The organism is Candidatus Poriferisocius sp. (assembly GCF_965208355.1).
Lineage (GTDB): Bacteria > Actinomycetota > Acidimicrobiia > Acidimicrobiales > Bin134 > Poriferisocius.
On the sequence record NZ_CBDBOM010000003.1, the window covers coordinates 1,201,436 to 1,222,063 of the forward strand.

The 20,628-nt window shown below is 67.1% G+C and carries 12 protein-coding genes; 7 read left to right on the plus strand and 5 right to left on the minus strand.

Features of this window, described 5'->3' with window-relative positions; genetic code table 11:
• Positions 1-35: 35 nt before the first annotated feature.
• From ACOGXH_RS06855 to leuA, 6 genes are all read left to right on the plus strand, one after another.
• Positions 36-1,217: a pyridoxal phosphate-dependent aminotransferase gene (locus ACOGXH_RS06855; protein ID WP_419928364.1), complete on the plus strand. Its 1,182-nt coding sequence runs from the start codon at positions 36-38 to the stop codon at positions 1,215-1,217.
• Entirely contained in the window at positions 1,214-3,112 is a 1,899-nt protein-coding gene (locus ACOGXH_RS06860) for a S9 family peptidase (RefSeq protein ID WP_419928365.1), read from the plus strand. Before ACOGXH_RS06855 ends, ACOGXH_RS06860 begins: the two co-directional genes overlap by 4 nt.
• 259 nt (positions 3,113-3,371) lie before the next feature.
• A complete protein-coding gene (locus ACOGXH_RS06865; RefSeq protein WP_419928366.1) occupies positions 3,372-6,848 on the plus strand; it encodes an RCC1 domain-containing protein in 3,477 nt (1,158 codons plus the stop codon).
• Positions 6,845-9,952 carry a fibronectin type III domain-containing protein gene (locus tag ACOGXH_RS06870; protein WP_419928367.1) on the plus strand — a complete coding sequence of 1,036 codons (3,108 nt, stop codon included), beginning with the start codon at positions 6,845-6,847 and terminating at the stop codon, positions 9,950-9,952. The genes ACOGXH_RS06865 and ACOGXH_RS06870 overlap by 4 nt, the downstream gene beginning before the upstream one ends.
• A 323-nt stretch (positions 9,953-10,275) precedes the next feature.
• Positions 10,276-11,856 (plus strand): phosphoglycerate dehydrogenase, encoded by a 1,581-nt coding sequence (serA, locus tag ACOGXH_RS06875; protein ID WP_419928368.1) that lies wholly within the window; start codon positions 10,276-10,278, stop codon positions 11,854-11,856.
• A gap of 175 nt (positions 11,857-12,031) precedes the next feature.
• On the plus strand, positions 12,032-13,735 hold the full coding sequence (leuA, locus tag ACOGXH_RS06880) for a 2-isopropylmalate synthase (protein ID WP_419928369.1): 1,704 nt from the start codon (positions 12,032-12,034) through the stop codon (positions 13,733-13,735).
• 40 nt (positions 13,736-13,775) lie between these two features.
• Here leuA and ACOGXH_RS06885 read toward each other — a convergent pair whose 3' ends face one another.
• From ACOGXH_RS06885 to ACOGXH_RS06905, 5 genes are all read right to left on the minus strand, one after another.
• Positions 13,776-16,079 carry a beta-propeller domain-containing protein gene (locus ACOGXH_RS06885; RefSeq protein ID WP_419928370.1) on the minus strand — a complete coding sequence of 768 codons (2,304 nt, stop codon included), beginning with the start codon at positions 16,077-16,079 and terminating at the stop codon, positions 13,776-13,778.
• A gap of 70 nt (positions 16,080-16,149) precedes the next feature.
• Positions 16,150-16,743 (minus strand): 3-isopropylmalate dehydratase small subunit, encoded by a 594-nt coding sequence (gene leuD / locus ACOGXH_RS06890; RefSeq protein ID WP_419928371.1) that lies wholly within the window; start codon positions 16,741-16,743, stop codon positions 16,150-16,152.
• Positions 16,740-18,140: a 3-isopropylmalate dehydratase large subunit gene (leuC, locus tag ACOGXH_RS06895; RefSeq protein WP_419928372.1), complete on the minus strand. Its 1,401-nt coding sequence runs from the start codon at positions 18,138-18,140 to the stop codon at positions 16,740-16,742. The genes leuD and leuC overlap by 4 nt, the downstream gene beginning before the upstream one ends.
• A 41-nt stretch (positions 18,141-18,181) precedes the next feature.
• The gene (locus ACOGXH_RS06900) at positions 18,182-19,090 is read right to left on the minus strand and encodes an alpha/beta fold hydrolase (RefSeq protein ID WP_419928373.1); all 909 of its coding nucleotides are present in this window, start codon (positions 19,088-19,090) and stop codon (positions 18,182-18,184) included.
• Positions 19,080-19,553, minus strand: coding sequence for a GreA/GreB family elongation factor (locus ACOGXH_RS06905; RefSeq protein WP_419928374.1), 474 nt, complete (start codon positions 19,551-19,553; stop codon positions 19,080-19,082). The genes ACOGXH_RS06900 and ACOGXH_RS06905 overlap by 11 nt, the downstream gene beginning before the upstream one ends.
• Positions 19,554-19,609: 56 nt before the next feature.
• Here ACOGXH_RS06905 and ACOGXH_RS06910 point away from each other — a divergent pair, with 56 nt between their 5' ends.
• Positions 19,610-20,590 carry a 3-isopropylmalate dehydrogenase gene (locus ACOGXH_RS06910; RefSeq protein ID WP_419928375.1) on the plus strand — a complete coding sequence of 327 codons (981 nt, stop codon included), beginning with the start codon at positions 19,610-19,612 and terminating at the stop codon, positions 20,588-20,590.
• Positions 20,591-20,628 lie beyond the last annotated feature (38 nt).

Sequence of the window (20,628 nt, forward strand, 5' to 3'; positions counted from 1 at the left end):
CCGACTTCCCAGCGGCGGTGTGAAAAGCTGCGCTCATGGCTCGCATATCCCAGCGCATTTCCGCCATCGCCCCCTCGGCCACCCTGGCGGTGGACGCCAAGGCCAAGGCCCTGAAGGCCCAAGGGGCACCGGTTATCAGCTTTGGCGCAGGCGAGCCCGATTTCCCCACCCCGGCGGCCATCTTGGACGCAGCCCGAGTGGCGGTGGACGACCCCCGCAATCACCGCTATTCCCCGGCCGGAGGCCTGCCCGAGCTGAAGGAGGCCATCGCGGCCAAGACTCTGCGGGATTCGGGCTTGGAGGTGGAGCCGTCGCAGGTGGTGGTGACCAACGGGGGCAAGCACGCGGTGTACAACGGCTTCGCCGTGCTGTTGGACCCCGGCGACGAAGTGCTGTTGCCCGCGCCCTACTGGACCACCTATCCCGAGGCCATCGCCCTGGCCGGCGGCACCAGCGTGGAGGTGCCCACCACCGCCGATGACGGGTTCATGGTGACCGTGGAGCAACTGGAGGCAGCCCGCACCGACCGCACCAAGGCGCTGGTGTTCGTGTCGCCGTCCAACCCTACCGGGGCGGTGTACCCCCGTGATCGGGTGGAGGCCATCGGCCGGTGGGCTGCGGACAACGATGTATGGGTGATCACCGATGAGATCTACGAGCACTTGACCTACGACGACAACGAGTTCAGCTCCGTACCGGTGGTGGTGCCCGAGCTGGCCGATCGCTGCCTGGTGCTGAACGGCGTAGCCAAGACCTATGCCATGACCGGCTGGCGGGTGGGCTGGCTGATCGGCCCCCCCGACGCGGCCAACGCGGCGGTGAGCCTCCAGTCGCACCAGACTTCGAATGTGTCCAATGTGGCCCAGCGGGCCGCATTGGCCGCGGTGAGCGGGCCGCTGGACGCGGTGGCCGAGATGCGGATGGCCTTCGACCGGCGGCGACGAGCCATGCACAAGATGCTGAACGGGATCGACGGGGTGACCTGTCTGGAGCCCCAGGGTGCGTTCTACGCCTTCCCGTCTTTCGAGGGAGTGCTGGGGCGCCCCGGTATTCCCGATACCACCGCCGAGCTTGCCGGATGGATTCTCGACGAGGCCCAGGTGGCCATCGTGCCCGGCGAGGCTTTCGCCGGCCCCGGCTATGCCCGGCTGTCGTTCGCCCTCGGTGACGACGACCTTGGCGAGGGCATCGGCCGCATCGCTGATCTGTTGCAGTGACCGATTCCGGAGTCTCGCCCTACGGCAGCTGGCTGTCGCCGATCACCGCGCGGTCGATGGTGGCCGACGCTGCGCTGCCGGTCAGCTTGTGGCACCAGCAGGGACGGATGTGGTGGACCGAGTCGCGACCGGCGGAATCGGGCCGCAACGCGCTGGTGTGCGACGGCCGCGATCTGTGGGGCTCGGTCTCGGTGCGGACCCGGGTACACAGCTACGGCGGGGGAGCCTGGTGGCCCGACGACGCCGACGGGGTGTACGCCAGCGACGACTCCGACGGCCGCCTCTGGCACATACCGGCGGAGGGAGATCCCCGGCCGGTGTCGCCCGAGCCCGCCTTTGCCCATGACCTGCGTTACGCCGACGGCCGACCTGACAGGAATGGAACTGTCTGTGTGCGGGAGAACCACCTGGTCGCTCGCCAGAGCGGCGGCGAGGAGGCCAACGAGATCGTCCGGCTGAGTGCCGACGGCTCTGGCGAACCCGAGATTGTGGCCACCGGAGCCGACTTCTACGGCTGGCCCCGGCCCAGCCCCGATGGCCAGCGGCTGGCCTGGGTCCAGTGGAACCACCCCAACATGCCCTGGGACCAAACCGAGCTGTGGGTGGACGGCCAGTGCGCGGTGTCGGGCATCGGCTCAGTGGTGGAGCCCCAATGGGGGCCTGATGGCCGTCTCTATGTGGTGAGCGACCACAAGGGCTGGTGGAACCTGTATCGGCTCGACGACGCCGATCTGGTTCCCGTGTTCGAGCTCGACGCCGAGACGCACCGCCCAGCCTGGGTGTTCGACGACCCCAGCTACGCGGTGTGCGACGACAACACCGTGGCGGTGGCGGCCATGCGGGGGTCGCTGGCCGAGCTGTGGGCGATTCCCCCCGACGGCTCCGAGCCTCGGCTGCTCGATCTGCCTTGGACGTCGTATGCCAGCGTCCGCGCTGCCGGACCCCACGCCATCTGCACCATCGTCGCCTCGCCCACTGAGCAGCCCACCGCCGTGCGCATCGACGTGGCCGACGGATCGCACGAGGTCATCCGCCCGCCCGCTCGGGCTGCGGTCGATCCGGGGTATCTGTCCAATCCCCGCCCCATCAGCTTTCCCACCACTGGGGGAGCGGAGGCCCACGGGCTGTACTACCCGCCGGCCCACCCCACGGCGCAGGCCCCAGCCGGAGAGAAGCCGCCCCTGTTGGTGCTGGGCCACGGCGGGCCCACTGGTGCGGCCCGCAGCCAACTCCAGCTCGGCATCCAGTACTGGACCAGCCGGGGCATTGCGGTGGTGGACGTGAACTACCGGGGCAGCACCGGCCACGGCACCGCCTACCGGGAGGCCCTCCAGGGGCTTTGGGGCGTCAGCGACGTGGACGACTGCGCGGCCGCGGCCCGCCACCTGGTGCAAGCCGGAGAGGTGGACGGCGACCGGCTCATCATCCGGGGCTCCAGCGCGGGCGGCTACACCACCCTGTGCGCGCTGGCCTTCCACAAAGTGTTCGCGGCGGGGGCCAGCCGCTACGGCATCGCCGATCTGGCCGCGCTGGCCACCGACACTCACAAGTTCGAGGCCCGCTACATGGACAGCCTGGTCGGGCTGTACCCGGAGGAAGCCGAGGTGTACGAGGCCCGCTCGCCCATCCACTTCGTTGACGACTTCGACGCCCCCATGATCGTGCTCCAAGGCTCCGAAGACGTGGTAGTGCCCCCCAATCAGGCCGAGATGATCGTGGCCGCCCTGGAGCAGCGGTCGATCCCGGTGGCCTACCTCTTGTTCAAGGGAGAACAGCACGGTTTCCGCCAGGCCGACAACATCGTGGGCGCCCTGGAAGCCGAACTCTCCTTCTTCGCCCAGATCCTGGGATTCGACCTCGCCGACAACATCCCATTGGTGCCCATCCGCCGCTGAAGCCCGCCTTTTGGGGCCACAATCCCTTCAAATCTTGAATTGCGCGGTGGATTTACAAGGTTGAATCCGTGGTGCGCAGCGCATCACTTGGCCACCTAGCCGCAAGTGGGCGGGGCGATGGCTCCTCGTGCGACTTATGTCCGGGTGCGGCCTCCAACCAGTTGCCCGCTACTGGTGGGACTCACGAACTCAACATTGAATAGTCATCATTTGAATATATAGCCTCCTACGAGTGGTGCGTGCGGGCAATTGTCGGGCTGTGAGGCGTCTGGCGTGCGTTTTCTTGGCCTTCTCTTGCGCCGTCGCTGGTCTGGCTGCTGTGGCGGGCGCTCATCCTGGTGAGGGGTCCGAGGGGGCCGGAGCGGGCTCGGGGGTGCAGGGCGGCTCTTCGGTTGAGGGCGGTGGTTCTGATGGGGGCGCGGCTGCGTTGGCCGGATTGGCGAGGGCGCAGGAGGCGCTGTTGAACGCGTATAGGTGCTGGTTCGGCGTTGATGTCGAGTTGGTGCCGGGCGGCTGTGTGAACGGCTGGCCGGCGGCTGGGCCGTCCGAGCCGGGGGCGGGCGGTGTTTTGGATGCGGGGGCGCTGGGCCGTCTGGTGGCCGAACAGGAGGCGTTGTTGAACGCCTATCGGTGCCGATTCGGCGTCGACACCCAGGCGGTGCCGGGCGGCTGTCGCGATGGGGTGCCCGCGACGGGGCCGGCGGCAGAGCCGCAGGCGGGCACACCGCGGCCGGGCGGCGGGGCGGGGGAGGTTGGTGATCCGGCGGCGGTTTGTTTTGAGCGGTTCGGGTTTGCTCGGGAGCCGTTGGCGGTGGCCAAGGTGCCGGGTTCGCAGCGGGCGTTGGCCGAGGTGTCGTGGAAGTTCGGCGCCGATGGGGGATGCCGGTTGGTGCTCGACGACGAGGCCGCGGGGATTTTGAGGTCGGGGGTGTCGGCAGGTTCGCAGTTGGTGTGGGGTTCTGCTCTGCCGGATTTGTCGCTGGGCGAGCCGTCGGCGGCGGATCGGGAGGCGGCCGAGCACTGCTATGAGATGAGGTCGCCGTTCGCCCGACAGCCGGTGGATGTGGCTTGGGCTGAGGACGCCACCACTGCGCTGGCGCAGGTCAAATGGGCGCACAACGACGCCATCGGCTGCTATCTGGTGCTCAACGACAACGCCGCAGCGGTGCTGGCGTACGCGGCGGGCGGGCCGGTGGTGCTGGCGGCGGGTGGGAATACCTCGTGTGTGGTGCGCGTCGACCGGACCCTGGGATGCTGGGGCAGCGGCTATTGGGATAGAGAAGTGCCCCCGCCGGCGGGCCGGTTCGTCGAGGTTGCCGTCGGAGTTCGGCACTTTTGCGCCATCCGTGTGGGGGGCGCGGTGGTGTGCTGGGGGTTGGGGAGCCTCGATCACGGCCAGGCCGACGCTCCTGAGGGCCGGTTCGCCTCGATCGCGGCCGGCGAGCGGCACTCGTGCGCGATCGGCGCGGACGGCGCGGTGGTGTGTTGGGGCGACCGGCGGCTGGGCAAGGCCGATGCGCCCGAGGGGATGTTCACCGCGGTGGCCGCGGGGGCGAACCACACCTGCGCGATCGGCGCCGGCCGCGCGGTGGTGTGCTGGGGCGATGACACGTTCGGACAGACCAGCGCGCCCCCCGGCGAGTTCACCGCCATCGCGGCGGGCGACTACCACACCTGCGCCATCCGGGCCGACCGCTCATTGGCGTGCTGGGGAGAGCGGCAGGACCAACCCCCACCGCCAACAGGCGAGTTCACCGCGGTGTCGGCGGGGCCGTGGCACACCTGCGCCATCCGCGCCGACCGCTCATTGGCGTGCTGGGGGCACGCCAATCTGGGCCACGGGCAGGCCGACGCGCCCGGGGGCGAGTTCGTTGCGGTGGCCGCCGGCACCTACCACAGCTGCGCCATCCGCGCCGACCGAACCGTCGCCTGCTGGGGCCACCACGACGACACCGGGGCGTTCCCGGCTCCGGCCCCGATCCAGGCGGTGTACGCGATCCCTGCCGGGGAGCGGCCGGTGGCGGGCCGAAAGCGGCTGATCGCCGATGCGGTAGCCGACGCCCAGGAGTGGTTCCGCTCCCAGACCGGCGGCCGCGACCTCCTGTTCCAACAAGACCCCGGCGGCGTCTCGGTCGTCACCGTCGAGCTGTCGGACCGGGGGGGCAATATCGAGCGCGTCGTCTCCGAAGTGTTCGGGGCTCTAGGGTCGAGGCCTCCTTTGATCATATTCGGTGAGGGCGAGTTCCCCGCCGCCGGAAAGACCCATGGGAGTTGCGCCCATGGCGGGCCGATGGTGATGATCTCGATCCGCAGGTGCCGCCAAGATTATCCCCCCGGGGAGCTTGCTTGGATTGTGGCTCACGAGCTGGTGCACCTGCTGGGTGCCGCAACAGACTGCGCCCCTAACTACGCCGGATTGGGCCATGTCGACGACGACCGCCGCGACATCTTGTTCTACCAGCACACCGGCCTCGGATTTGGGCGGTTGGTGCTGGATGTGGGCCGCGACGACTACTACGGGCACGGCCGACACGACTGCTACGACATCGCCGACAACCCGCTTTGGGCCTCCCCCGCACCCGAGGCCCGAGCCGAGTCCGGGGCCGACACGCCGCCGCAGCCCCGTTGGCAGCCGACCGAAGGGACAATCGATGCGGTTCACAGGACGGGGGCGCCGCGGCTGCGCGACGAGGTGAGGTGGGTCAACGGGGGGGCCTGGTGTACCAGTGCGGCGTCCACGTCGGCGTCGCTGTCATGGCTCGACTTGGGCGGCGTGGCCCGCACCGAGGTGGCATACGGGAGAGGCTTCGGTGCCAGCCAGGGCAGATTCGACCTCAACGAGCTGCGCGACGCCACCAAGACCTCCGCCACAGTCGACGGGCTCCGGCCCAACACCAGCTACTCCTTCGGCGTCGTCACCTACGGGGCCGACGGCGCCCCACTCGACGGGTTCCACACCCAGTGCCAAACCGCCAACCGCGAGTTCCTGGCCTGCCCCCAAACCCATGTCACCGAGACATCGCTGAGATTCGAATGGGACCCCGTGCCCGGCGTCGAGGGGTACGCCGTGGTGTATTCCCATTATCACTACGTCGGCACCGATCCAGCTCAGATTGTTATCGCGGCTGGCAATTCTATCGAACTGGGGGGGCTAATGCCTGGTTCAATTCACTTGCTCAATGTCTTGCCTCTGCGCGTCGTCTTCATCGACAACGCCAACAGCCATTTCGAAGGCAAAGTATTCCCCAGTCCGAGCGCGGCCGAAGACGCCGTTGAATCCATCGCCGAAGTCATCAGGGATTCCGACATCATCCTGTTCGACTACGGCGGTCGCGGTTCACCTTACATCCACTGCCACACGCTGTCCGAGAACGCCAGGGCCCGGTGCGCCGATGTGGGGGCGACGTCGCTGACCTACGAGTGGGACCCGGTGCCCCGGGCGAGCGTCTACGTGGTCCGAATCGACGCCTATCTGCACAACGGGGTCAACAACCACTACTGGACCACCGGCACCTCGTGGGCCTTCGACGGCCTGGTCCCGGGCAGAACCTACGACATCAGAGCGGAGGCCTACCCCGCCCACTACCTCGAAGCTGACGACGCCATCGCGCCGGGACGATGGATCACCGACGACTGGGCACAAGATGCCGGAGCCTACGTCGACGTCGACTCGATGGTCCCGGGCTCTTACGGGCCGAGCATGGATATCTACTGCCAAACCCAAAGGAAACCATGACTTCTCCGATTTCCCCCGCATCGCCGGCACGCGCCGCCTCGAACTTCGGCCCGGCGCGAAGAATCGCCGCCGTTGTGGCGGTGTGGGCGGTGGCGGTGGCGGGCCTGGCGGCCCCTGCGATAGCCCAGTCCGAACAACCGCCGGCCCCGGAGCCCGCGCCGGCGGGCGAACTGGCGGCGCCGGATGCCTCCTGTGTGTCGGGGCCGGGGTCGATCTCGGTGACGTGGGGCTCCGTGACGGGCGCGACGGGATACAGGGCGGCGGTGCAGGACTTCTACACCGGTCAGGTGATCGCCGAGTCGCCCCGGCTCACCGGCACGTCCCACACCTTCAGCGGCCTGGCCCTTGAGCCGCTGGGCTACATGGTGTGGGTGAGCGCGCTCGACCAAGACCAGGAGCGCTCGTCGCTGTTGAAGTGCGCGGTCACAGAGGCAGCTGGCGCGAGCGGGGTGCCGTGCCCGCCCGGACAGGTTTGCGGGGCTTCAACTGCCTCTGTCACCTGCGCGCAGGGAGACGAGAGCACGAAGAAGACGGAGCTTGACGTCTCGTGGGACGCGGCAGCAGGTGCGACCAACTATCGGGTGGAGCGATATCAGACGCCGATCCTCTCGACGGATGTGCCCCAGAAACTCGAAACGATCAACACCACCGCGACCTCGCACAAGTTCACCAGGCTGGTGCAGTCGAGGGCGTACGACTTCGAGGTGTACGCCACCGTGGGAGGCCAGACAACGAAGTATGCCGAGGGCAGATGCCGCACCTACGTACTGCGAAAGCCAACCGGCTTGTTGTGCAAGACAGTCACGCACAACTCGATCACGTTCAGGTGGGATCCCGTAGACGGCGCGCAAAGCTATGCCGGCAAGATACAGCTCAACAGGACGGGATCGGAGCAAACTGACATACCCACGCCCACAACCATCACCTTGCCGGGCGGGAAGAAGAGGATCACCTCGACGATCACCCATAACCAGGGAGCGCGCCTGACGGAGAACACGACGTATTACATCGGCGTGCTCGCCGTTTTGAACGGAATCCCCCAGCACTGGTCGGGGAAGACCTGTAAAACCACTTGTATCACTTGCGTTCATCCTCTACCCCCGTTGCCGGTTGCGCCTGCGGGTTTGGAGTGCTCGGATGAGTCGTCGTCTTCGGTGACGTTGGGCTGGGATGCGGTGTCGGGGGCGTCGAGGTATCGGGTGCGCAAGGGCACTGGGCAGTGGTCGGTGAAAGCCAGCGGGGCGGCGCGGTCGCACGAGTTCTCGGGTCTGAGCGCGAACACGGCCTATTCGCTGAGTGTGGCGGCGCAGAACTCGCGGGGCTGGGGGACGGCCGCGTCCAAGGAGTGCAGAACGCTGGCGGGGCCTTTGGCAGGGTTCGCGTGCTCGGCGGCGACGTCTACGACGCTGACAGTTGCCTGGAGCGAGGTGGACGGCGCCACTGACTACCGGGTTTCGGTGAACAGCGCCGAGTCGTGGACCGAGAAGGACGACGGCGAGGCCCGCTCCCACGAGTTCCCCAATTTGAGCGCGAATACGTCTTATGTGCTCAGGGGACAGGCGCAGAACAGCACGGGATGGGGCGACAGCGCCCGAGTGTCGTGCAAGACGCTGTTGGCCAAGCCGGCGGTCGAGTGCTCGGCGGCCACCACGTCGGGTTTCACCGCGTCGTGGGACGCGGTTTCGGGCGCGGAGAAGTACCGGGTGCGCATCGGCGGGGGCGAATGGGACGACGCGACGGGCACCTCGCATGGGTTCCCGGAGTTGGGGGCGGGCGCCGAGCATGCCGTGGAGGTGCAGGCGGGCGACAGCGACGGGTGGGGCGATACCGGCTCGGCGTCGTGTTGGACTCTGCCGGTTGTGCCGGGCGGTTTGGCGTGCTCGGGGCCGTTCGCGTTCTCGTTCACGGTGTCGTGGGACGAGGTGGACGGAGCGTCGGGCTACGAGTTCCGCCTGGGCGGCGGAAAGTGGGTTTCGGTGTCGGGCACCCGGTACACGCCCACGGGCGTGCCCGCGGGCGCCCAGCACCCAGTGGAGGTGCGCGCCACCAACTCCGGCGGCCATGGCGCGGCGGCGTCGGTGTCGTGTTGGACCAAGGCGCTGTCTCCTGCGGCGGACTGCGCGGCGGGGTCGTCTGCGCTGTTGTTGAGCTGGAATCCCGTAGCAGGCGCGTCGGGCTATAGGGTGCGGGTCGGCGCCCGCCAGTGGGCTGCGACCGCCCACACCGCAATCGTGGTGGACGGTTTGGCGGCCAACTCCGAGCAGTGGGTCAACGTGCAGGCCCAGAATCCGGCCGGCTGGTCAGACGGCGGCCTGTTCTCCTGCGCCACCCGGCCCGCTGCGCCGGCGGTGTCGTGCTCGGCGTCGTCGACGGCCATCGACTTGTCGTGGAGCCCCCAAGGCGGCGCGACGGGCTACCGGGTGGGCGCCGACGGATGGCGCACCCTGGCCGAGCGGGCCGAGGCCTCCGAACAGCTCGGCGGTGACGGGCTGCTGGTTCTCAACCAGCACTTCTCGGCGCGCGCCGTGCACATCTCCGCCGACGGGCGGCCCACAGGCGTGTCCCAGCCCGAGCCGAAGGGCCAGTGGGCCCAGGCCGCAGGAACTGCCCACCAGCTCACCAGCCTGGTCTCGGCCCGGGTGTACTGGGTCTACGCCCAGTCCCGCAATGCCGACGGATGGGGCGACACTCTCATGGTGCTGTGCCCCACCCAAGTCGCCCCGCCCCAAAACCCCGAATGCGCCGCCGCGTCCAACACCACCACCAAAGTCTCCTGGGACCCCGTCACCAGCGCCGACAAGTACCGCGTCGCCCAACAACCCGAACCCGGCGACACCGAAAACACCGACGACACCAGCGACACCGACCCCGGCGACACCGAAAACACCGGCGACACCGGCGACTCTGACAATTCCGGCTCAGAGCCCGAATGGGCCGAGACAACCCAAACCAGCCACACCCTCGACGGCCTCGCCGAGGGAACCGCCTACCTCGTCCAAGCCGGCAACGAACACGGCTGGTCAGACACCGCCACCTGCACCTTCACCGTCGACCCCCAACCTGCACAACCACCACCAACGGCATCTCAGTCTCATGGACCATAAAAGCCAGCGCCTACCACCGCACCCTCAAACAGCCAGACCTCGGGCTAAACCTACAAATCCCACCCACCCAAGTCTCCTACGGCATCGCCAGCACCAACATCAAACCCAACACCGCCTACACCTTCACCATCGACTGGTGGCACACCCGAACCGGCGACCCCGTCGGCACCCACACCCTCACCTGCACAACCCAACCCGTCCCCTAACCTCCTCGGCTAGAAGCTGCCCGGCAAAAGCCACGGTGGTCGTGCCACTGGACTATCACTCGGGCGTCGCATATTGGTCCCCGGTGGATCACTGGGCGCGGTTTATTCTGAGGGCCAATGGCTCGGGTCCTTGTAGCTGAGAAGATCGCCGACATCGGGGTGGCCAAGCTCCGCCACGCCGGGCATGAGGTTGACGTCCGCACTGGGATGTCTCCCGACGAGCTGCTGGAAGCGGTGGCCGGTGTGCATGCGCTGATCATCCGGTCGGCCACCCAGGTGACTGCCGAAGTGTTCGACGCGGGCTCAGATCTGGTGATCGTGGGCAGGGCCGGGGTGGGCTTGGACAACGTGGACGTGGACGCCGCCACCGACCACGGCGTGCTGGTGGTGAACGACACCCTGTCCAACATCATCTCGGCGGCCGAGCACACCATGGCCCTGATCTTGGCCCAGGCCCGGAATATCCCCCAGGCCCACTCCGCTCTCGTCGACGGGCGGTGGGAGCGGGGCCGCTGGGAGGGCATTGAGCTGAGCGACAAGACGCTGGGCATCATCGGGCTGGGTCGCATCGGCCGGCTGGTGGCCGAGAGGGCCATTGGATTCGCCATGCGGGTGATTGCCAGCGACCCCTATGTGTCCGAAGAGGTGGCCCTTCACAGCGTGATGGCGCTGGTGTCGCTGGAAGAACTGGTGGCCCAGTCGGATTTCATCACCATCCACGTAGCCCGCACGCCAGAGACCGTCGGGCTGATCAACTCCGAGATGCTCGAGCTGGCCAAGCCCAACCTGCGGATAGTCAACGTGTCGCGCGGCGGCATCGTGGACGAGGCCGATCTGGCCGAGGCGGTGGCATCGGGGCGCATCGCCGGGGCGGCGCTCGACGTGTTCGACGGCGAGCCCATCACCGAATCGCCGCTGTTCGACCTCGACTCGGTGGTGGTCACCCCCCACCTAGGGGCCAGCACCGAAGAGGCCCAGAGCAAAGCGGGAGACGCCATTGCCGAACAGGTGATGTTGGCGCTGGGCGGGGAGTTCGTACCCGCGGCAGTGAACGTGCCGGCCAAGAACGTGCCCGATGTGCTGCGCCCCTATCTGTCGCTGGCCGAGCAGCTTGGCCGCTTGTTCGGAAACCTGTGCGAGCGGCTGCCCGAGGTGCTGGAGGTGGAGCTCATCGGCGAGATCGGCAAGCCCGACAACACCGTGGCGGTGATGTCGGCGGTGAAGGGGCTGCTGAGTGCGGTGTCGGATATGCAGGTCAGCTATGTGAACGCGCTGACCATGGCCCAGGAGCGGGGGATGGAGGTACGCGGGATCAGCACACCCACATCGAAAGACCACGTGAACTTGCTTACTTTGCGGGGCGCCGGCCACAGCCTCGGCGGGCGGCTGACCGGGGCCCGCCAAGAGCCGGTGCTAGTGCTGGCCGACGACCACGCCATTCACATGCCGCCCGCCGCCCACATGATCTTGCTGTCCAACGACGACCGCCCCGGTGTGATCGGCGCGGTGGGCACGCTGCTGGGAGACGCCGGCATCAACATCAACGACATGAACGTGGGCCGAGCCCCCACCGGGGAGGGCGCCTCCATGGTCATCGCCACCCCCCATCCGGTGCCCAAGGAGGTGGCCGACGCACTGGTGGCCATCGACGGAGTGCAGTCGGCCCGCTACTTGGGCCTGGCCCCGGCCGAGGGCTGACGGAGCCCAGATGTTTGGAATACAGCGGGGTACGGCGTAGAGTTGTCCCGATGAGCCGCATCCACACCCACCTGCTGCTCTTGTAGGGCGAGCACCCAGAGGTGCTCGCCCCGACCCCCTGATCCCGTAAGGGCAGGGGGTTTTTTCGTGAATCAATTCCAATAGAGGCCATGTGATGAATACCGGATTACACCCCCAACAGCCGTCGGGAATGCCGATCCACAAGTACCAGGCGTTCGAGCCGGTCAAGCTGATCGACCGTACCTGGCCCGACGCCGTGCTCACCGGCGCGCCCCGGTGGTGCTCGGTGGACTTGCGGGACGGCAACCAAGCCCTCATCGAGCCCATGAACCCCGAGCGGAAGTGGAAGATGTTCACCGCCCTGGTGGAAGCCGGGTTCAAGGAGATCGAGGTGGGCTTCCCGTCGGCGTCGGAGACCGACTTCCGGTTCGTGAGGGAGATCATCGAGCAGAAGGCCATCCCCTCCGACGTGCGCATCCAGGTGCTCACCCAGGCCCGCCAAGAGCTGATCGAGCGCACCTACGAGGCCATCGATGGCGCGGCCGATGCCATCGTCCACCTCTACAACTCCACCTCTACGGTGCAGCGCCGGGTGGTATTCGGCCTCGACATGGACGGCATCACAAAAATCGCCACCCAGTCGTCGGAGTGGTGTCGCTCGCTAGAGCCCCAGGTGCCCAGTACCGAGGTGTATTACGAGTACTCGCCCGAGTCGTTCACCGGCACCGAGCTGCCGTTCGCCAAGCGGGTATGCGACGAGGTGGTGGACATCCTGGCCGACGGCCACGACAAGCCGGTGATTATCAACCTGCCGGCCACCGTCGAGATGTCCACCGCCAACATCTACGGCGACATGATCGAGTGGATGCACCGCAACCTGGACCGCCGGGACCGCATCGTGCTGAGCCTGCACCCCCACAACGACCGGGGGACCGCAGTGGCCGCCGCCGAGTTCGGGCTCATGGCCGGGGCCGACCGGGTGGAGGGCACCCTGTTCGGCAACGGCGAGCGCACCGGCAATGTGGATGTGGTGAATCTGGCCATGAACCTGTTCAGCCAAGGGGTGGACCCCGAGCTGGACATCTCCGACATCAACGGCCTGCGCCGGGTGGCCGAAGACTGCAACCAGCTCCCCATCCATCCCCGCCATCCCTATGTGGGCGATCTGGTGTACACCGCCTTCTCGGGGTCGCACCAAGACGCCATCAAGAAGGGGTTCGAGGCTATGGAGGAGACCGGCCAGGCCCTGTTTGAGGTGCCCTACATCCCCATCGACCCCAAAGACGTGGGCCGCACCTACCAAGACGTGGTGCGGGTGAACAGCCAGTCGGGTAAGGGCGGGGTGTCATACCTGCTCCAGGCCGAGGTTCAACTCGACCTGCCCCGGCGGATGCAGATCGAGTTCAGCCGGGTCATCCAGCAGATCGCCGAAGAGACCGGCGAGGAGATCACCGCCGATCAGATCCACAGCGAGTTCGCCACCGAGTATCTCGGGTTGGACGAGCCCTACCGGCTGAACGGCTATGAGTCGGCCCAGAACGCCCGGGGGGCCGACCGCACCGTGGTCACCGCCCGGCTGACCGCCGGGGAAGACCAGGTGGTGGTCCACGGCGAGGGAGCCGGATCGCTGGACGCCTTCGTTTCTGGTTTGAATGAGATCATCGACACGCCGATCAAGGTGGTCGACTATCACGAGCACGCCCGGGGTGGCGGCACCGACGCTGAGGCGGTGGCTTATATCGAGCTGCTGGTGGAAGGCCGCGAGCTGTGGGGCTGCGGCATCCACACCGACATCACGACGGCGTCCATGCGGGCCATTGTGAGCGCCCTGAACCGGGCCTGCGCTGGCCTGGGGTAGCTGGGTTAGCTGGGGTAGCTGGGTTAGCTGGGGTAGCCCCTCAGTTAGAGGTGAGGGTGAACTGGTCCTTGTAGGCGAACGTCGTTAGATCGTTGGCTTGGAGGGCTTGCTCGCTCATGGTCCAGAGGGTCTCGCCGATGACCAGGAGGCGCTGGATGGGTGGGGTCCAGATCCAGCAGATGATCAACTTCTCGTCGTCGGCGATGTCGATCGAGGGCCATTCTTCCCGGGCCCATTCTGGTTTCATGGGCTCGCAGTCTTGGTTGCCGTAGCGGTCGGGCGCGTCGAGGGGGCAGATACGGGCGATGCTCTCGCCCCCGAAGTAGCGCCCAATGTCATCGCTGTCCACCGGACGGCAGCCCTCGAACACGATCTGCTGCTCCCGGTGTGACACCCGCCCGAGCTCGGCCACGCCGTCGCGGTTCACCCGCAGGGCCACGGCGCCGAAGAAGTCGTCGTCGCCTTCGTAGTCGTAATGGGTGAGCGGGATGGCCACCATCTCCTCGGGGGCCCAGTACAAGAAGGCCCGGTGATCCCACTCGGCCTCGCTGTGGGCGTCGGGGAACACGATCACGTCCAGCTCGCTGGGCGCAGCCGGATTGCTCACGTCGAACAGCGAGACCTTGGTGCCGCGGGTGCGGCCGGTGTCGTCGGCGTCTTGGCCCACGCCGATGAGGAGGCCGTCGCCAATGGGGTGCAGGTAAGTGGAGAAGCCGGGGATCTTCAGCTCGCCGGCCACCGACGGGGCAGTGGGATCGGCCAGGTCGATCACATAGAGGGGGTCAACCTGGCGGAAGGTAACCACATAGCCGATATCGCCTGCGAAGCGGACCGAGAAGATGCGCTCGCCCCGGCCCAGATTCCCGACTTTGCCCACCTCGGTGAGCCGTCGGCCCTGCTGTTCGAGCACCACCACCTGGCTCTCAGAAGTCTCGGTGTCCCACGGTTCGCCGATGGTGGTGGCCACCCGGAAATAGCCATTGTACTCGTCCATGGAGAACTGGTTGAGCAGGTGGCCCTCCACCGTGCCCGACGCCTCGTAGCGGGCCGGGCCGTCGGTGGACACCGAGAACTTGTGTGCGACGGTGGTCCACTCCGTCGGCGCCGAGATGCTGACCGTGTCTCCGTCAACCACGGGCTCGGCCCACACCGGCGTGCTGGAGGCCAAGTACAGCGATTGGCCGGAGCCATACAAGGTGTGGCCGTCGGCCAGCACGGAGGCGGCGTCGCCGGTGCCCAACGGCTCGTCCAGGTTGAAGCTCAGCACCGACAACACGGTGAACCCTGAGAACTCAGCGGGGGTATAGAGCTGATCGCACTCGGGCAGCAGTCCGGCCCGGGTGCCGCCGGGACCGTCGAAGCGGTAGGCCGGCAGCCAGGCACCCAGACCGGCGGTGGCGGCAATCTCCTTGTTGACCCGCTCGGCGGCCTCTTCGGCGGCGGGGCCGCTGGGGTACACGAACTGGAACTGCGCCGGGTAGCTGGACATCGACATCCACACCACGTCGCCCACCGAGCGGGCGCTGAGGTAGCTGCCCTCCACCCGCAGCTCGGAGGTCACCTCCATGGATGCCGGGTTGGACAGGTCGATTTCTTGGATGAGCGCCACCGGGCTGCCGCGGAAGATCACATCCTCAGCCAGGACGTGATCGCCCTCGAGGTCGCGGGCCGCAACCGGTTCCAGTCCCTCGGAGTGGCTGGTGGAGAACACCATGGCCCGATCGCCCCGAATGAAGATCTCCTGGCCCCAGCCCCAGGATGTTTCCGAGGTCAGATCCACGCTGCCCAGGTACCGGGGCTGGTCGCCGGACACGTCCACATAGTGCAGCCGGCCCTGGGCCACCGCCAGGATGCGGTTGCCGTCGGTCTTGATGATGTCGGGCTCGTCCACCCCGGCCACCTGCACGTTGGTGGAGGAGAAGTCGCTGCCGCTGGTCGGTGCCGAATCGGCCGCCGGGGCTGACGGGGCAGCGGCGTCGTCGGCCATCATCTCGGCTTCTTCTATGGCAAACGGTTCGGGAATCCCGAAGCGAGGCCCGTCGTCGAGGCCGTAGGGGCCCACCCGGTCGACGGTCTCGGTCCGCAGATAGTCGAGCAACGTGCTGCAATCGCCGAAGCTCCTCAGCGCCGACAACAACTCGATGTCGTCCAGCACCACCGTCGGCGCTGGCGTTCCGTCGGTTTCGCCCGTCACCTCACTAGGGGTTTCGCCCGCGCCGGTACCGCCGCCTCCACCGGTGATCCCCGGCGTGTCAGCAGAATCAGACGAACAGGCCGCGGCCAGCGGGGCCAGGGATACGACCGTCGCAACCAGGACAAGTGCGGTTTTTCGGATCTTCAGCATGCAACTAAGACGGTCTGATCCGACAGGTTGGTTCCCAGCAATTCGAAAAAAGTTTTTCGATGGGATCAATCTAGGCCAGCGACGGCATCCAGGCGGGGCGGGTGGCCTCGAAGGCGTCGATGGCGTCGGTGTGGGCCAAGGTGAGGCCGATGTCGTCGAGGCCCTCCAACAGGCGGTGCTGAACGGCGCCGTCGAGGGGGAAGTCGGCGCTCACACCGACGGCCGGGGCTGACACGGTGAGCTGTTCGACGTCGACAGTAATCTCAGTCGAGGGGTCGTCGGCCACTGCGTCGAGCAGCGTGCGGGCCACGTCTTCGCTCACCTGTACGGGAACCAGGCCGTTCTTGGTGGAGTTGTTGCGGAAGATGTCGCCGAATCGGGGGGAGATGACCGCCTCGAAGCCGTACTGCTGGATGGCCCACACCGCGTGCTCCCGGGAGGAGCCGGTGCCGAAGTTGGGCCCGGCCACCAGGATGCGGGCATTGGCGAAGCGGGAATCGTTGAGGACGAACTCGGGATCCTCGCGCCACTCCGAGAACAGTCCTTGCTCGAAGCCGGTGCGCTCAACTCGCTTGAGCCAGTCGCTGGGGATGATCTGGTCGGTGTCCACGTCGCTTCGGTCCAGCGGCAGCGCGGTGGCGGTGATCGTTCGCACCGGCCTCATGACAGATCCCCTGGGGTGGCGAAGGTGCCGGCCACGGCGGTGGCGGCGGCCACTGCGGGCGACACCAGATGGGTGCGTCCGCCCTTGCCCTGGCGACCCTCGAAGTTGCGGTTGGAAGTGCTGGCACACCGCTCACCGGGGGCCAGCTTGTCGGGGTTCATGGCCAAACACATGGAGCAACCCGGCTCCCGCCAGTCGAACCCGGCGGCTTTGAACACCTCGTGGAGGCCCTCGGCCTCGGCTTGGGCCTTGACTGCGCCCGAGCCGGGAACCACGAAGGTGCGCACGCCGGAACGCACCCGGCGGCCCTCTACCACCGAGGCGGCGATGCGCAGGTCTTCGATGCGGCTGTTGGTGCACGAGCCGATGAACACGGTGTCCACCGGGATCTCCTTCAGCGGAGTACCGGGGGCCAAGTCCATGTAGTCGAGCGCCCGGGCGGCTGCATCCCGCCCGCTGGCCTCGGCGAAGCTGTCGGGGTGGGGCACGGTCCCGTCGATGGGGGCGACTTGGCCAGGGTTGGTTCCCCACGACACATGGGGCACCAGCTCCGATCCGTTTATCACCACTTCCTTGTCGAAAGCGGCGTCATCGTCGGTTGCCAGGCTGCGCCAGTCGTCCACCGCGGCCTCCCACGCCGTTCCCTTCGGAGCGCCTGGTCGACCCTGAAGGTATTCGAAGGTGGTGTCGTCTGGAGCGATCAACCCGGCCCGGGCGCCGGCTTCAATGGACATGTTGCACACCGTCATGCGTCCCTCCATCGACAACGAGCGGATGACCGAGCCCCGGTATTCGATCACCGAGCCGATGCCCCCGCCGGTGCCGATGCGCCCGATGATGGCCAAGATCACGTCCTTTGCCGTGCAAGTTACGGGCAGCGTGCCGTCCACGGTCACCGACATCGTGCCGGGCCGCTGCTGGGGGAGGGTTTGGGTGGCCAGCACGTGCTCCACCTCGCTGGTGCCGATGCCGAAGGCCAGCGCCCCGAACGCCCCGTGGGTGGAGGTGTGGCTGTCGCCGCACACGATGGTCATGCCCGGCTGGGTGAGGCCCATCTCCGGGCCGATCACATGCACGATCCCCTGGCCGGGGCTTCCCATCGGATACAGGGTGATGCCGAATTCCTCGCAGTTGGTCCGCAGCGTCTCCACCTGCTGGCGGGAGATGGGATCGGCGATGGGCCAAGCGATGTTGTCGGTGGGGACGTTGTGATCCTCGGTGGCCACCGTGAGGTCGGGTCGGCGCACGTTCCGGCCGTTCATCCGGAGGCCGTCGAAGGCCTGCGGGGAGGTCACCTCGTGGATGAGGTGCAGGTCGATGAACAGCAGGTCGGGCTCGCCGTCCGCTTGGTGAACGACGTGTCGGTCCCAGACCTTTTCGCTGAGGGTTCGGCCCATGTGCGCTCCGGTTTCTTGCGTTGTAGGCGGTAGATCTGAGGCTATCGGCTGGTCTCAGAAGACGATGGATCGGGGGCAATAGTGCTCCCAGTTTCTGAGCTGGCCGGCACCCCCACAGAGTCCAGCGCCTTGCTCAGGCAGTCCCAAAAGCTGTCGAAGTCGGTGACCACCGACGCGTGGCCCCCCCGGTAGGAGAAGACGCTGATGTCGGACACGGCGTCGCCCAGCTCTTGTTGGAGATAGTCGGGCACCACGTTGTCGCCCAGGGTGCGGATTTGGGCGATGGGCATGGGCAGCTCGATGATCCAGTCCGAGGAGTCGAAGTTGAACAGCTCGGTGCCGGCATCGAGCATCGCTTGAGGGTCGCCTTTGAGCACCTCGGTCTGGGCCCATCGGCCGATGTTGGTGCCGATCACGTTGAACACGGTCTGCTCCCAGCCCCAGTAGCGCAGCTTCACGGGAGCCAGGCGAGAAGCGGCGGCCACCACCGGAAGAAGCGAGAAGCGGATGGCCCTCAGTCCCCGGCCCCGGAAGCTGGTGGAGGTGGCGCCCAGAACCAGGCCGGTGACCCGGTCGGGCGCAGATCGAGCAGCCAGTTGCGCGATGGCACCGCCCATGGAGTAGCCCACGCACACGAAGCGGTCGATGTCCAGGGCGTCGGCCACGGCCAAAACGTCGGAGGCGCAGTCGTCGAACCTGAAACGCCGGGTGGGGAGGCCATCGCCGTGGCCCCGGTGGTCGAAAGCCACTACGGAGGCCCGCTGTGAAATGGGTTGGAAGGCCGGGTACCAGTTCAGGTCAGCGGTCACCGTCCAGCCGTGCAGCAGCATGACGGTGGGCGAGCCCGGGGGTCCCTCGGATTGTCGAACGAACACTTGCCCCCGTCCGGGCAGGTCGATTGACTCGCCCCGCGGCAAGCTGGGGCCGATGGGCGCTCCGCTACTGCTCAAGGGACACGATTTGAACGGACAGAGTCCCGCCGGCGGGGCTCTCAAAGGACACGGTGTCGCCGACGTCAGCCCCGATAATGGCCGCTCCCATCGGAGAGGCCGGGGAGATCACGTCGAGTCCGTCGTGGCGCTCTTCGATCGATCCCACTAGATAGGTCTCGACGTCATCGGGGTCGCCGTCGAGGGCCACGGTGACCACCGATCCCACCGTGACCGTGGTCCCGTCTCCGGCCTCAACAATTCGACAGTTCCTCAGCATGGCGCCGATCTGGGCGATGCGGGTCTCCATCTTGCCCTGCTCGTCTTTGGCCGCGTGGTAGTCGCCGTTCTCGCTCAGGTCTCCCAGCTCGCGGGCCGCTTCGATCTTTCGGGCGATTTCAACCCGTCCGACCGTGGTGAGCTGTTCGAATTCAGCGCTCAGACGGTCGTGGGCCGTCTGAGACAGCTCATGGGTTTCTGGCATAGCGGACAAGTTTAGTGTTCGCCTTGGGGGGCGCTGTATTCGTATTCTGATGGGCCATGGCCCACGTGATCGGAGTACTAGGCGGCGACGGCATCGGGCCCGAGGTTGTAACCGAGGGCCTGAAGGTGCTGGACGCGGCCGGCGTGGAGCTGGACACGGTGCCCTACGACCTCGGAGGAGCACGCTACCTGCGGGACGGCATCGTGCTGACCGACGAGATCATGGACGAGTGGAGGGGGTTGGACGCCCTGTATGTGGGCGCGGTGGGCACTCCCGACGTGCCCCCCGGCGTGATCGAGCGGGGGCTGCTGCTGCGGATGCGCTTCGAACTCGACCTCTACGTGAACCGCCGCCCTTTCCGAGCCCCCGACGGCTCCTTCGAGTTCGAGGTGATCAGGGAGAACACCGAGGGCACCTACGCCGGCGAGGGCGGGTTCCTGCGCCGCAATACCCCCATGGAGGTGGCCACGCAGGGGTCGGTGAACACCCGGTTCGGCGTTGAGCGCTGCGTCCGCTACGCCTTCGAGCTGGCCCGCAGCCGTCCAGGGCGCCACCTCACCCTGGTGCATAAGACCAACGTCTTGACCTTCGCCGGCGACTTGTGGGAGCGGGCGTTCAACGAGGTGGCCGAGGAATATCCCGACGTGGCCACCGCCTACAACCACGTGGACGCGGCCTGCATCTACTTCGTGGAAGACCCCAAGAGCTATGACGTCATCGTGACCGACAACCTGTTCGGCGACATCCTCACCGACTTGGGCGGCGCCGTCTCCGGGGGCATCGGGCTGGCCGCCTCGGCCAATCTGAACCCCGATCGCACCGGGCCGTCGATGTTTGAGCCGGTCCACGGCTCAGCACCCGATATTGTGGGGACCGGCCGGGCCAACCCCACCGCCGCGATTTTGTCGGCCGCAATGATGGTTGAATTCCTCGGCGAGGTCGATGCCGCCAACCGGATTCGGGCCGCCTGCGCCGACCCCACAACTCAATACGGGACCACCACCGAAATCGGCGACTCCATTGCGGAGAGGATGTGAGCCCCGAATGATCGAGGCGATGCCCGCAGAAAGGAACT

Bases quoted from the DNA above. Each gene is read 5' to 3' on its own strand.
- ACOGXH_RS06855 (WP_419928364.1), top strand. From the start codon at position 36: ATGGCTCGCATATCCCAGCGCATTTCCGCCATCGCCCCCTCGGCCACC.
- ACOGXH_RS06870 (WP_419928367.1), top strand. From the start codon at position 6,845: ATGACTTCTCCGATTTCCCCCGCATCGCCGGCACGCGCCGCCTCGAAC.
- serA (WP_419928368.1), top strand. From the start codon at position 10,276: ATGGCTCGGGTCCTTGTAGCTGAGAAGATCGCCGACATCGGGGTGGCC.
- leuA (WP_419928369.1), top strand. From the start codon at position 12,032: ATGAATACCGGATTACACCCCCAACAGCCGTCGGGAATGCCGATCCAC.
- ACOGXH_RS06885 (WP_419928370.1), bottom strand. From the start codon at position 16,079: ATGCTGAAGATCCGAAAAACCGCACTTGTCCTGGTTGCGACGGTCGTA.
- leuD (WP_419928371.1), bottom strand. From the start codon at position 16,743: ATGAGGCCGGTGCGAACGATCACCGCCACCGCGCTGCCGCTGGACCGA.
- leuC (WP_419928372.1), bottom strand. From the start codon at position 18,140: ATGGGCCGAACCCTCAGCGAAAAGGTCTGGGACCGACACGTCGTTCAC.
- ACOGXH_RS06905 (WP_419928374.1), bottom strand. From the start codon at position 19,553: ATGCCAGAAACCCATGAGCTGTCTCAGACGGCCCACGACCGTCTGAGC.
- ACOGXH_RS06910 (WP_419928375.1), top strand. From the start codon at position 19,610: ATGGCCCACGTGATCGGAGTACTAGGCGGCGACGGCATCGGGCCCGAG.